This window comes from Eoetvoesiella caeni, assembly GCF_003315175.1.
GTDB classification, from domain to species: Bacteria; Pseudomonadota; Gammaproteobacteria; order Burkholderiales; family Burkholderiaceae_B; genus Eoetvoesia; species Eoetvoesia caeni.
In genome coordinates, this window is sequence record NZ_QNRQ01000003.1 from 110,960 (window position 1) to 124,243 (window position 13,284).

The 13,284-nt window shown below is 58.7% G+C and carries 14 protein-coding genes; 6 read left to right on the top strand and 8 right to left on the bottom strand.

What is annotated here, in order from left to right:
• Genes DFR37_RS07095 through DFR37_RS07110 form a run of 4 tightly spaced genes read left to right on the top strand, consistent with a single transcriptional unit; the run spans window position 1 to window position 3,906 of the window.
• Entirely contained in the window at window positions 1–1,704 is a 1,704-nt protein-coding gene (locus DFR37_RS07095) for a hydantoinase B/oxoprolinase family protein (RefSeq protein WP_113932539.1), read from the top strand.
• Window positions 1,705–1,713: 9 nt separating this feature from the next.
• The gene (locus DFR37_RS07100; protein WP_113932540.1) at window positions 1,714–2,622 is read left to right on the top strand and encodes a fumarylacetoacetate hydrolase family protein; all 909 of its coding nucleotides are present in this window, start codon (window positions 1,714–1,716) and stop codon (window positions 2,620–2,622) included.
• A 40-nt stretch (window positions 2,623–2,662) separates the two neighbouring features.
• The gene (locus DFR37_RS07105) at window positions 2,663–3,565 is read left to right on the top strand and encodes an IclR family transcriptional regulator (RefSeq protein ID WP_113932541.1); all 903 of its coding nucleotides are present in this window, start codon (window positions 2,663–2,665) and stop codon (window positions 3,563–3,565) included.
• The gene (locus tag DFR37_RS07110; RefSeq protein WP_113932542.1) at window positions 3,562–3,906 is read left to right on the top strand and encodes a hypothetical protein; all 345 of its coding nucleotides are present in this window, start codon (window positions 3,562–3,564) and stop codon (window positions 3,904–3,906) included. Before DFR37_RS07105 ends, DFR37_RS07110 begins: the two co-directional genes overlap by 4 nt.
• 26 nt (window positions 3,907–3,932) lie before the next feature.
• Here DFR37_RS07110 and DFR37_RS07115 read toward each other — a convergent pair whose 3' ends face one another.
• On the bottom strand, window positions 3,933–4,193 hold the full coding sequence (locus tag DFR37_RS07115; RefSeq protein WP_113932543.1) for an accessory factor UbiK family protein: 261 nt from the start codon (window positions 4,191–4,193) through the stop codon (window positions 3,933–3,935).
• 124 nt (window positions 4,194–4,317) lie between these two features.
• Window positions 4,318–4,671 (bottom strand): hypothetical protein, encoded by a 354-nt coding sequence (locus DFR37_RS07120; RefSeq protein ID WP_113932544.1) that lies wholly within the window; start codon window positions 4,669–4,671, stop codon window positions 4,318–4,320.
• 510 nt (window positions 4,672–5,181) lie between these two features.
• Here DFR37_RS07120 and DFR37_RS07125 point away from each other — a divergent pair.
• Together DFR37_RS07125 and DFR37_RS07130 are read left to right on the top strand one after the other, a co-directional pair.
• On the top strand, window positions 5,182–5,520 hold the full coding sequence (locus DFR37_RS07125; RefSeq protein ID WP_113932545.1) for a P-II family nitrogen regulator: 339 nt from the start codon (window positions 5,182–5,184) through the stop codon (window positions 5,518–5,520).
• A 17-nt stretch (window positions 5,521–5,537) separates the two neighbouring features.
• Entirely contained in the window at window positions 5,538–6,764 is a 1,227-nt protein-coding gene (locus DFR37_RS07130; protein ID WP_113932546.1) for an ammonium transporter, read from the top strand.
• Window positions 6,765–6,873: 109 nt separating this feature from the next.
• Here the strand turns inward: DFR37_RS07130 and ptsP are convergent, their stop codons facing one another.
• The 6 genes from ptsP to thrS form a co-directional block, all read right to left on the bottom strand.
• Window positions 6,874–8,580, bottom strand: a complete 1,707-nt coding sequence (gene ptsP / locus DFR37_RS07135) for a phosphoenolpyruvate--protein phosphotransferase (protein ID WP_113932857.1) — start codon at window positions 8,578–8,580, stop codon at window positions 6,874–6,876.
• A gap of 84 nt (window positions 8,581–8,664) precedes the next feature.
• Complete coding sequence (locus DFR37_RS07140) at window positions 8,665–8,937, bottom strand: HPr family phosphocarrier protein (protein ID WP_113932547.1); 273 nt, start codon at window positions 8,935–8,937, stop codon at window positions 8,665–8,667.
• Between the two features lie 38 nt (window positions 8,938–8,975).
• Window positions 8,976–9,398: a PTS sugar transporter subunit IIA gene (locus DFR37_RS07145; protein WP_113932548.1), complete on the bottom strand. Its 423-nt coding sequence runs from the start codon at window positions 9,396–9,398 to the stop codon at window positions 8,976–8,978.
• On the bottom strand, window positions 9,399–10,358 hold the full coding sequence (gene gshB / locus DFR37_RS07150; protein WP_113932549.1) for a glutathione synthase: 960 nt from the start codon (window positions 10,356–10,358) through the stop codon (window positions 9,399–9,401).
• Window positions 10,359–10,435: 77 nt separating this feature from the next.
• A complete protein-coding gene (infC, locus tag DFR37_RS07155) occupies window positions 10,436–11,005 on the bottom strand; it encodes a translation initiation factor IF-3 (protein ID WP_242341780.1) in 570 nt (189 codons plus the stop codon).
• 17 nt (window positions 11,006–11,022) lie between these two features.
• Window positions 11,023–12,960: a threonine--tRNA ligase gene (thrS, locus tag DFR37_RS07160; RefSeq protein WP_113932551.1), complete on the bottom strand. Its 1,938-nt coding sequence runs from the start codon at window positions 12,958–12,960 to the stop codon at window positions 11,023–11,025.
• Window positions 12,961–13,284: the final 324 nt, after the last annotated feature.

Sequence of the window (13,284 nt, forward strand, 5' to 3'; positions counted from 1 at the left end):
ATGAACGCAATAGCACTTGAGGCCGGCCACCGGCACAAGGTCGACGCCATCACGGTGGAACTTGTTCGCAACGGTGTACTGGCGGTTACCGAAGAGATGAAAACCAATCTCATGCGCACTGCCTACAACATGATCATCTATGAGGCTCTGGATTTCACGGTAGGCTTGTTCACGGCTGAAGGCGACACGATTTCGATCGGCCTGGGGCTGCCGATGTTCATCCGGGGAATGTCCGAAACCATCAAGGCCAAAATTCGCCACTACGGCCTGGAAAACATCCACCCGGGCGACATCATCGTAACCAACGATGCCTATATTACCGGCAGCCATCTGAACCACGTCACTTTCACCTTGCCGGTTTTCCATAAAAATGAACTCGTCGGATTCACCTGCTGCATGGCGCATTGGCTGGATATCGGCGGATCCATGGGCCATGTCACCACGGACATTTATTCCGAGGGCTTGCAGATTCCCATCCTCAAGTACCAGAGCCGGGGAATCGTCAACCAGGACCTGCTGGACATGATCATGATCAATGTGCGGCTTCCCGACCTGGCCATGGGCGACCTGAGAGCCCAGATCACGGCTGTCACCACTGGCGAACGGCGCTTTCTGGAACTGATCGAACGCTACGGCCGGAACGAAGTGCTGGAGTCCATAGCAAGCATCATGGACCATACCGATGCGGCGGCACGGGCCAATGCCGAGAAAATACCGGACGGCGTCTATAACGCCGAATCGTTCATGGACGACGACGGCATCAACGAAGGCGTGCCTATCCCGATTCGCGTCAGCGTTATCGTCAAGGGCGGCCAGGTCACCATCGACCTCTCCGAAGTCAGCAAGCAGGTCGGCGGCTTTTACAACTCGGGCATCACAACCGGCATTGCCTGCGCGCAAGTGGCCTATAAATGCCTGACCACTCCCGAATGGTATCCCGTCAACGACGGCAGCTTCCGGTCCCTGAAAGTCATCATGCCGGAAGGCAGCGTCATCAGCGCCACCCGCCCCGCGCCGATGCGCTGGTGGATGACCTTCCCCATGACCGTCATCGACACTATATTCAAGGCGCTTGCCCCGGCTCTCCCCGATCACGTCATCGCCGGCCACCACGCGGACCTGGTGGTTGCGACACTGCACGGCTTTTCGCCAAAAGACGGACGCTTCTTCATTGCCAGCATCGGCCCTCTGGGCGGCGGCTGGGGCGCCAAGTCGACAGAGGACGGCGTTTCAGTGACGGTTTGCATCAATGACGGCGACACGCACAACAGCCCGTCAGAGCAGATCGAAGCCAAGTACCCCATATTGATCGAACGCTACGAACTCAGGCAAGACAGCGGCGGAGCCGGCCTGCATCGCGGCGGGCTGGGAGCCACGCTGGTGGTGCAGGCCCTGGCCCCCTTCTCGTTCAATACATCCATAGAGCGCTCGCGCTGCAAGCCCTGGGGCCTGAACGGCGGCCTGGAAGCTGAAGGCAACTCGGTCGGCATCCGTACGAACGGCGTCTGGGAACCCAGGCTTCCCAATGCAAAGCTGGCCCACCGGCGCCTGAAGAAGGGCGACGCTGTTGCGCTGCATTCCGGCGGCGGAGGCGGCTACGGCGACCCAGCAAAACGCCCACGAGAAAAAATAGCCCACGACGTGGCGGAAGGATACATCAGTCTTGCCGCAGCCAAGCGCGACTACGGTTTCATCCCGGATTAAGAGGAAAACATGGCATACAAATTACTTAGCTATCAAGCAGGAGACGAGATCGTCGCCGGCATTCTGGTGAACGGCCTAGTCTACCCGGCAACGGAAGCGCTGGCCGATGCACGCTACCATTCGATGATCCACATTCTTGAAGACTGGAGTACGCTCCGCCCCAGACTGGCCGCCTTTGCAGCCAGCACCACCGGGACCGGCGTTCCGCTGGAAGACATAACGCTGGCCGCTCCCATCCCCCGCCCGCCGGCCATCTACTGCGCCGGCGCCAACTACAAGGACCATGTCGAGAACATGGCCAGGATCCTGAAGCTCGAACGCGAAGCCGACCCTCACGAAACCGGCTTCAAGCCGTGGCATTTCATTAAATCGTCGGCCTGCGTCACGGCAACTGGAACGACGGTGGCGGCGGAATCCGAAAAGCTCGACTGGGAGGCCGAACTGGCCCTGGTGGTGGGGACACGGGCGCGCCACCTTAACCTGGACAACGCCCTGAGCTGCATCGCTGCGGTAACCTGCGCCAACGACTTCTCGGCGCGGGACTATTTGCAGCGCGAGCAGGCGGACTTTCGCTCGCCCTTCAAATACGACTGGATAGGCCAGAAGAGCTTCGACGGCTCTTGCCCTCTTGGCCCCTGGCTGACTCCGGTGGAGGATGTCGACGACATCCAGTCGCTACCCATATCGCTATGGGTCAACGATGTTCTGAAACAAAACTCCACGACCGCCAATATGATTTTCACCGCCGCAGAACAAATTGCGCAGCTGTCCAGCCGTTTGACGCTACATCCGGGCGACGTCATCCTGACCGGCACGCCGGCAGGCACCGGCGCCGAGTCGGGAGAATTCCTGAAACGCGGAGACACGGTGCGCATCCGGATCGGAGGCTTGGGCGAGCTTGTCAATACGGTCGGATAAACCGTAAGCTAGTAGGTTCGCAATCCTGGATATATCAGACATGATCACCTCTGCAGTTGCCCGCGGACGGCCAAAAAGCAAAAGCGAACAATCCATTGGTATCCAAACCGTGGATACCGCGCTCAAAGTACTGGAAATCATTACCCAGGAAGGGGCTCCTATCGGCTTGAGCGAGCTTTCACGCCGCACGGGGCTAATACCAAGCAAACTGCACCGTTATCTGGTCACTCTGATACGCCACGACATGCTCAAGCAATCGCCCATGACAGGCCTCTACGACCTGGGTTCGGCCGCCCTGCGCATCGGGCTGGCCGCCCTTAGCCGGCACGACGCCATTTCAACCGCCCAGGAACTGATCAGCGCCCTGGCCGCCAACACCAAAACCACCGTGGCCCTATATGTCTGGACCGAAATGGGGCCAACGCTTGTGCGCATGGAGCTGGGGACTCCGCCACCCGCAATACTGCGCATAGGCACTGCCCTGCCCTTGGTCCACTCCGCTACCGGCCGGGTGTTCCTGGCCCATATGCCCAGCTCGAAAACCGAACACCTGGTTCGCAAAGAGCGCGCCGCCGCCAAGTCGGACGGCGTGCCCTTTCCGACGCAACAAGAGCTGAACGACATAAGCAACGATATCCGCCAGCACGAAATCTACTGGACCCGCGATGCGATCATCACGGCCAGTGTCGGCGTCATCCCGGTCCTTAGAAAGCCCCAGGACCCCCTGTGCGTGATCATTGCCATTCTTCCCCTGGGACGCGCAAGCGAGGCCCAGCAACAGCGTACAGGCCTGCAGTTGATGGCGGCGCGCGACGTGCTGCAAAAGGAATGCGGCTTCGACGCCGCAGTCCCAACGCCGGACTCCGACCGCAAGACACGCGAATTGCAAAAGCGATTGGACCAGATCACCGCCCATCTGAAACGCCAGGAAGCGGAACCATGACCGACTGCGATACCGACAACGTCGACCTTCTTATCCAAAGGCGGTGGAGCACCATGAACACGGGCGTGTGGCACGCCATGTCGTGCCGCTGTTGCGGCGGCGGCATGTTCTCTATGAATGCCAAAGTGGTGGAAGCCGATATGCTGGATTATCTGGCCGACAAGTATCAGTCTGAAGGGCTGGAGCCGCTATGCAACGCCATTGCACAACGCAAGAACAACCCCGTGCCCGCGTTACCGGCCTGGTTGCAGGCACTGGATGCGGACGGCGCCATACCAGCCGCCGCCATGAAGCAGCTTAAATGCGATATTGCGAATATGCTTGAAAGCCTTCAGGGGTAAACCCAGGCACTGGACAGACGGTTTGATTACTCGGCCGATGCCCGGCCAGTATTGACGGCCGTTTCAAGCTCGCGAACCTTGACTTCAAGGACCGCAATACGCGCAAGCGCACGCTCCAGAAGTTCGGCTTGTGTGTCGAACTCGTCGCGGGAAATGAGGTCGAGCTTGGTGAATGTTTGCGCCATGACAGCCTTGACGTTGCGCTCGATATCGGCAGCGGGGCTTTTGGCGATGAGTTCTGATATGTTTTTCTGAAAGTCTTCGAACCACTCTGTGCGGGTAGCCATGGCCGTTCCTTGTTAATTAGCAATATCGCTAGTGTAATAAAAAACGCCCGGTAAAAGGCTCGACACCCTGGAGGCCGCAAGCACATGCCGGCATCCAGGGTGTCGTTACTGCGAACGGCGCAAGTTATTTTGCGCCGTCGGCCGCGGGGGCTGTCCCGGTGCCATTGCCCAGCTTGTCCTGAATCGCCTTGTCGGCACTGGCCGCGCCGTCTTTTACGGATTCGCGGGCCCGGTTTGCCATGTCGACCGCACCGTCTTTGGCGGCACTGGCCTTGTCAGACAGTGTGTCGCCCGTAGAGCTGGACGAACTGCTGGGCGCTGGAGCCGGAGCCGGCGACGTCGAGGGGGCCGGCGATGTGGCCGGAGGAGTCGAATCAGCCGGGGGGGCCGTCGTATCGTTTTCTTTGGAGCATGCCGCCAACAGGCTTAGCGAAGCCGCCATAGCGATAACAGCAATTTGTGTACGTTTGATTTGCATAATGATCCTCACTTGTCCAAAGTCGCGATTGATGAAGACTGAGCCCGGTGCGACTAACGGTTCAGCAGCGAGCTTGTTACAACTGGCTTAGTTACAATTCTAGCCATGCCGCTGAAGGAAGATGCGAACCTAGTGTAAATCCTGATGACAACGAAAAAATTGTCCTGTTCGTTTTTTTCACGAAAGCCCTTGCGGGATAACAGCTTGTGGCTATCAGGAAGCTGAACGCTACCCTACATACAGTGACAAATGACCGGCCAGAACAACCTTTCGTCACACATTCAGGCTCGAAAACCACAGATCCGCACGTAGTTTCCCCTCACCCCAGTTGCCGTCCACGCCGGTGCGGCTTGGATGCCCAGCGCACCAAACCGGTGCTGCCGAACGATTCGAGTGCGCATTGGCAGCAAATTGCGGCCAGGCAAAGCTGCCTATTGCGCTTTCATGCGCGAAAAATTGGCATGAACTTTGCTTTAGGTAATTCGAAAGTAATTACCTAGGAGAGCGCCCGTGAAACTCATTACCGCCATCATCAAGCCCTTCAAGCTGGACGAAGTGCGTGAAGCCCTTGCCGAAGTCGGCGTACAAGGCATGACTGTCAGCGAAGTCAAAGGATTCGGCCGACAAAAAGGCCATACAGAACTGTACCGCGGGGCTGAATACACCGTCGACTTCCTGCCCAAACTGCGCATCGAGATCGTCATATCCGACCAGATGCTGGAACTTGCGCTCGAACATCTGTGCGCCTCTGCCCATACAGGCAAGATCGGCGACGGCAAGATATTCGTCACGGAAGTTGAACAAGCCATCCGCATCCGCACCGGCGAATGCGGCGACGCCGCCCTTTAACCTCAGGAGATAACACTATGGATAAGGCAGATTTCGTCTGGGTAGGCATTTCCACCTTGCTGGTCTTGCTTATGGTTGTGCCCGGACTGGCGTTGTTCTATGCCGGACTGGTCCGTTCCAAGAATGTCTTGTCGATGCTGGCCCAGGTACTTGCAACCTTTGCGCTGGCCATCGTCATTTGGTTCGTCTATGGCTACTCGCTGGCCTTTACCGAAGGCAACGCCTTCATCGGCGGCGTCTCGCGCATACTGCTTGGGGGGATCGTCGATTTCGGCACGGGCAAATACGCGCTGGCCGGCACGCTGCCTGAACTGGCGTTCGCCGCGTTCCAGGCTACTTTCGCCGGCATTACCTGCGCGCTTATTGTGGGCAGCTTCGCCGAGCGCGCCAAGTTCCAGGCCGTCCTTGTTTTTACCCTGATCTGGCTTACATTCGCCTATCTTCCCATAGCCCATATGGTCTGGGCGCCGGACGGCTGGCTGTTCAAGCAAGGCGCGCTGGACTTCGCGGGGGGCACCGTCGTGCACATCAACGCCGGCATAGCCGGCCTGGTGGGCGCCTACTATATTGGACCGCGCCTGGGCCACGGCCGCGAAGCCATGGCGCCTCATAATTTGCCCATGACCATGATAGGCGGCTCGCTGCTGTGGGTGGGCTGGTTCGGCTTCAATGCGGGCTCGGCCTTGGGCGCCAATGAAATCGCCGCGCTGGCGTTCTTCAATACGCTGATTGCCACGGCCGGCGCCATCCTGGCCTGGATGGGCGTGGAATGGGCAGTCAAGGGCAAGCCTTCCATGCTGGGCGCGGTATCCGGCGCGGTGGCCGGCCTGGTCGGCATCACCCCCGGCGCGGGGCTGGTCGGCCCGGGCGGTGCGCTGCTTATCGGCATACTCGTTGGCGCCCTGTGCGTCTGGGGCGTGAATGGGCTGAAACGCATGCTGCGCGCGGACGACACACTGGATGTGTTCGGCATCCATGGCCTGGGCGGCATGGCCGGCGCCCTGCTTACCGGCCTATTCAACGCCAAGGCCTTGGGCGGACCCGGCCTGGATTCGCTAAGCCTCGTTCCACACCAACTCTGGGTTCAGTTGGAAGGCATACTGATTACCCTGGCATGGTCGGGCGTGGTAGCCCTGGCTGCATACTATATTGCCGACAAGCTGTGCGGCCTGCGTGTAAACAAGGAAATCGAGCGCGAAGGCCTGGATACGGCTTCGCATGGTGAGTCGGCGTACCAGCGCTAAAGCACTTGCCGGCTTGACTCTGTTTCGGAACGTCAGCGCGAAAGCCAGCCCAGATATTGCTTTATATGGGCTGGCGCGCCAGTAAGGCACGCGTGATTCAAGAATGAAATCAGCCGGCCAGCGAGGCCAGGTCGATCCGTTCGGCGCGATTCAGCGCCGATGCCACTTTAATGCGCAGGGCGTTGGAATGCGCCAGGCGCACTTCTTTTTTAACATCCAGCAATTGCTGCGGATGCATGGAAAATTCCTTCAGGCCCAGGCCCAGCAACATGCGCGTTACGCTGGCATCCCCCGCCATTTCGCCGCATACGGCAACCGGCTTGCCGGCTCTTTCGCCGGCGTTGATAGTGTGGGCGATCAGGCGCAGCACCGCTGGGTGCATGGGGTCGTACAGTTCGGCGACGTCGTTGTCTCCGCGGTCGATTGCCAGCGTGTACTGAATCAAATCGTTGGTACCTATAGACAAAAAGTCCAGGCTGTCGATGAACGGTTCGATGGCGATGGCAATGGCCGGGATTTCCACCATGGCGCCAAGTTCGTAATTGCTGGCGTAAGGTATGCGCCGCGCTTCGAGCTCGGCGCCCGCCACCGCAATCGCCTGGCGCACAGCATGCACTTCGTGCATATGCGAAATCATGGGGATCAGGATACGGATTTTGCCGTGCAGCGAGGCGCGCAGCAAGGCGCGCAGCTGCGTTCCGAAGATTTCCGGATTGGCCAGGCAATAACGTATGGCGCGCAGCCCCAGGGCCGGGTTTGCAGCCACGGCAATATCGCCATCCAGGGTTTTATCCGCGCCAATATCCAGCGTGCGTATGGTCACCGGCCGCCCGGCCATGGTCTGCACGACCGAGGCGTAGGCTTCGTATTGTTCTTGTTCGCCAGGCAAGTCACTGCGGCCCATGAACAGAAATTCGCTACGGAACAGGCCTATGCCGTCGGCGCCGGCTTCAAGCGCCATGGCAGCCTCTTCCGGTAGTTCGATATTGGCTTCAAGCTTGACCCGCACCCCGTCCAGCGTAATGGCTTCGGCGTCGCGCAGCAGGCTTAGTTCGGCCCGGTCGTCAGCGTATGCGGCCTGGCGGCGCAGGTATTCGTTGAGGGCGAACTGGGGCGGGTTGACGAGAACAGCGCCGGTTGCGCCATCGACCACCAGCACATCGCCGTCGCGCACCAGAGAGCGCACATTGCCGATGCCGACCACCGCCAGTACGTTCATGCTGCGGGCAACGATGGCCGTGTGCGAGGTGGGGCCGCCCAGGTCGGTCAGGAACGCCGCAAACCGGCCGCCGCGCAGTTTGAGCATGTCGGCTGGCGAGATGTCTCGAGCCACAACGATAAGGGCTTCGTCGGCAGGCGCCTCGCTAAGCCGGGGCAGAAGTACCGTGGACCCCGACAAGACCCGCAGCACACGCTCGATGACCTGGCGGATATCGGCGCCCCGTTCGCGCAAATAGGCGTCTTCCATGATGGCGAACTGCTCGCCCAGTATTTGCCCCTGCGTGGTCAGAGCCCATTCGGCGTTGTAATGCCGCTCGATGATGAGCTCGCATGTCTGCTGGGCCAGCATCGGGTCGTCCAATAGCATGCTGTGCACGGTCAGCAAAGCCCCCATTTCGCGCGGAGCGTCGTCGGGCAAGTTGGCGACCATGCCTTGCAATTCGTCGCGCGCCAGCGCCAGCGCCGATTTAAGCCGCTGGCATTCAGCCTGGACCGCCTCGGGCTGAATGCGGTAATGCGCAACTTCCAGCGTGGCCGCGCCCATGACGACCGCGCGGCCAATGGCATAGCCTTTGACCACGCCCTGCCCGCGCATGCACAGCATGGAGTTCAGGGTATTCGGTGGCGGATGATGAGGAGCCGGATTCATGGTGCGGATCGTGCCGATAACACCGCTATCCTACTCTTGTTCGCCGAACTTGCTATGGAATAACGCTTGTATTTCGCCCAGGGCCGCTTCGGCGTCGGGGCCGTTGGCATCGATCTTGACGGTAACGCCAAGGCCGGCGGCCAGCATCATGACGCCCATGATGCTTTTGGCATTCACCCGCTGTGCGCCGCGCGCAATGAAGATTTCGCAGCCGGCGAAGCGGCCGGCCAGTTGCGTGAGCTTGGCCGCTGCCCGCGCATGCAAGCCCAATTTATTGCTGATGACGATATCTACTGTAGGCATAGGACTCTTGTTTTCATTCATTCAGTAATCAAAACAACTCAGGAAAGTTGCCTGCAATCGGCATTCACGATGCCCTTGAGTGCCCCCAGGCGAACTTTCTCGCTAAGCTCGTCGGGCGCTTCCTGTTGTTCTGTCAAGGCCTTCAGGACCATGCACAGATTCGTGCCTGTAATCAGGTGTCCGGCCACCTTGCTTTCAAGCGCAATTTTCAAAGCCCGATTGGCAATATTAAACGGTGTAGCTCCGAATATATCGCACAAGATCAGGATGCCGTCGTCTGCGCCGCCCTTGCCGTCTGGCTCGGCCAGCAACGCGGACAACTGCTGGACCCGTTCTTCGATGGGATCGTCGGGCGCGACGTCGAACACGGTCAATAAGGGCTTGGCGCCCAGGATATGCTCGGCACACGCCGCAAACGCCTGGCCCAGCGGCGCGTGCATGACGAGAACAATGCGTACCATTCAGGCACCTACTGCTTTTTCTAGCGCGACGGCAAAAAACTCCGCCACATTGAAATCGGTCTGCTCGGTGATTTCGACGAAACAGGTGGGACTGGTTACGTTGATCTCGGTGACGTAGTCGCCAATGACGTCCAGGCCTATCAGCAGCAGCCCACGCTGCGCCAGGCGCGGCCCTATGGCATTGGCGATTTCAAGGTCGCGCTCGGACAATTTGCGCGCAACGCCCCTGCCGCCGGCAGCCAAATTACCGCGAGTTTCACCGGCCAAGGGAATACGCGCCAGCGCATATGGCACGGGCTGGCCGCCAATGATAAGAATGCGCTTGTCGCCGTTGACGATTTCCGGGATATACCGCTGCGCCATAATGGTGCGAGCGCCGTTGTCGGTCAGGGTTTCAAGTATGGCGCCAAGGTTGGGCTCGGTCTTTTGCAGCCTGAAGATTCCTGTCCCACCCATGCCGTCCAGCGGCTTGACGATGACATCGCCATGCAAATCATGAAAGGCCCTCAGGCGTTTCATGTCGCGCGAAACCAGCGTCGGCGCGGTAAATTGCGCGAACTCGGTAATCGCCAGCTTTTCGGGATGATTGCGGATTGCCGCCCCGGAATTGAACACCCGTGCGCCCTGCGCTTCGGCACGCTCGAGCAAATGCGTCGAATAAACGTATTCCATGTCGAACGGAGGGTCTTTACGCATGATGACGGCATCGAAAGCCGTCAAAACGGTATCTGTGCGAGATCCGCGCTCGCGCCACCACTCGTGGCCGTGCAGGTCGGCGCCCTCGATCAGTTCGACGGCGGTGCTGGCCGCCTTGACGACCCCCTCGTCGACATACAGGTCGCCCTGCAGCACTACGCTTAATGCATGACCGCGGCTGCTGAGCGCACGCATCATCGCTACCGAAGAGTCTTTATACGCCTTTAGCGAGGGTAAAGGGTCAATAACAAATAATACGTGCATGAGACACCTGCGAACGCAAGCCATCGGGCTGTTCAGGCCCGGATGGCGCAGCGCCTGCTTAAGTTAAGAGGCGAATTTTATGAGGCGGATTCGCCCGATTTGCCGGACACCGCCTTTTTGCGCGGCGCCAGCACCATGACCATTTGCCGCCCTTCAAGCTTGGGCATGGCTTCGACCTGGCACAGGTCGAGCAGATCATCGCGCACGCGTTCAAGCACGCGCATGCCCAGCTCTTGGTGCGCCATTTCGCGGCCGCGGAAACGCAAGGTCACCTTGGCCTTGTCGCCTTCTTCGATAAAGCGTTTCAGGTTGCGCAGCTTGACCTGGTAGTCGCCCTCGTCGGTGCCCGGACGGAATTTGACTTCTTTTACCTGGATGACTTTTTGTTTGGAGCGGGCTTCGGCCTGACGCTTTTGTTCTTGGTACTTGAACTTCCCATAGTCCATGAGGCGGCAGACCGGCGGCTCGGCATTGGGCGCGATCTCGACCAGGTCTACTTCGTGTTCTTCTGATAAATTGATGGCATCTGAGGTTTTGACAACACCCAGTTGCTCGCCATCCACTCCTATAAGGCGCACCTCTGGGACACGGATTTCACCATTGATGCGATGAGCTTTTTCGGTTGCGATGTCTAAGACTCCTAGAATTGATAAAAAATGCCCGGTCAGGCTTGCCCGACTTCAAGGCGGGCATCGATTTCGTGTTGCAGGCGTGCGGCGAATTGGCCTATGGGCATAACCCCAAGGTCGATGCCGCCACGGCTGCGTACCGCCACTGTTGCGGTTTCGCGCTCTTTTTCGCCAACCACAAGAATATACGGCACTTTTTGCATACTGTGCTCTCTGATTTTACGGGTGATTTTTTCCCCGCGCAAATCGGCGCTGACCCGAAAGCCCTGTTTGGCAAGAGTTTGCGATATTTCCGTTGCATAAGCGGCAAAGTTCTCGGAGATGCAGCAGACCACGGCATGCTGCGGCGAGAGCCAAGGCGGCATGGCGCCGGCGTGGTTTTCGATGAGCATGCCAATGAAGCGCTCGAAAGAACCCAGAATGGCCCGATGCAGCATAACCGGGGTTTTACGCTGGTCGCTGGCATCGACATACTCGGCACCCAGCCTTGCCGGCATGGAGAAGTCGACCTGGATGGTGCCGCACTGCCAATGGCGCCCAATGGCATCCTTCAGGGTGTATTCGATTTTGGGGCCATAGAAGGCGCCTTCGCCCGGCGAGACTTCGTATTTGCAGCCGGTGCGGTCCAAGCTTTCCATCAGGGCTTTCTCGGCCTTGTCCCAGACTTCGTCGGCCCCGATGCGTTTTTCAGGCCGCGTGGCCACTTTGTACAGAATTTCGGTGAAGCCGAAGTCGGCATATACCTTTTGCAATAGCGCGGTGAAGGCCGAGCATTCGTCCTGCAACTGGTCTTCGGTACAGAATATATGGCCATCGTCCTGGGTAAAACCGCGCACGCGCATCATGCCGTGCAACGAGCCCGAAGGTTCATTGCGATGGCACTGGCCGAACTCGCCATAGCGAATGGGCAATTCGCGATATGAATGCAGGTTGGCATTGAAGATCTGCACATGGCCGGGACAGTTCATGGGTTTGAGGCCATAAACGCGATTCTCGGATTCGGTCGTGAACATGTTTTCGGCGTAGTTGTCCCAGTGCCCGGTTTTCTTCCAGAGGGACAGGTCGAGAATCTGCGGCGCCTTGACCTCTTGGTAGCCGTTATCGACATACACGGCACGCATGTATTGCTCGACCTGCTGCCATAAAGTCCAGCCTTTCGGGTGCCAGAAAATAAGCCCGGGCGCCTCGTCCTGGAAATGGAACAGGTCCAGTTCGCGGCCCAGTTTGCGGTGGTCGCGTTTTTCGGCCTCTTCAAGCATCGTCAAGTATGCCGCCTGCTCTTCTTTGCTGGCCCAGGCCGTGCCGTAGATACGCTGCAGCATCTCGTTCTTGCTGTCGCCGCGCCAATAAGCGCCGGCCACTTTCATCAGCTTGAATACCTTGAGCTTGCCGGTGGACGGTACGTGAGGCCCCCGGCACAAATCGATGAAGTCGCCTTCGCGATAGAGGCTGATGGCCTCGTTGGACGGGATAGAGGCGATGATCTCGGCTTTATAGGTCTCGCCTATGCCCTTGAAGAACTCGACTGCATCGTCCCGCAGCCATTCTTCGCGGGTAACGGTTTCGTCTTTCTTGGCCAGTTCCGCCATTTTCTTTTCGATGGCGGCCAGATCTTCAGGCGTGAACGGCCTTTTGTAGGCGAAGTCGTAGTAGAACCCGTTGTCGATTACCGGACCGATAGTGACCTGCGCCTCGGGAAACAGTGACTTGACCGCATAGGCCAGCAGGTGCGCGGTTGAATGGCGGATCAAGTCCAGCCCTTCGGGATCCTTGGCCGTGATTATGGCCAGGTGCGCATCTTGCTCGATGACGAAGCTGGTGTCGACCAGCTTGGGTTCGCTGCCCTGCGTGCTGACGCGTCCGGCCAGCGCGGCGCGACCCAGCCCCGTGCCTATCGAGTGCGCAATATCGTTGATGGATACCGGGCCCGGAAACTCGCGCTTCGAACCATCGGGCAGAGTAATTTGAACCATACAAAACCTTACGTAAACGAAAAAACGCGGCATCTGCCGCGTTCTTGGAATTTCCTGCCTGCTTTCCGGGCTGCTTTTCAGACTGTTCCGGCCTGCGCAAAAATAAATTTCATACCATGCAAGCAATATAAACAGTTTGTTAGTGTAGCACCGCCCCATGCCCCGAACAAGTTGGAAAGCCGCAAATCGGCCGCGGCAATGACGGCCATCGGCAGCGGCCGCTACGGGCTAACCCCAAATTTCAAATAGTTTTCCAAATGTTATTCTTGCGCTTTGGTTTTGAGTTAGCCTGCACAATCCTACCAAGGCCACGCTGCCATATTC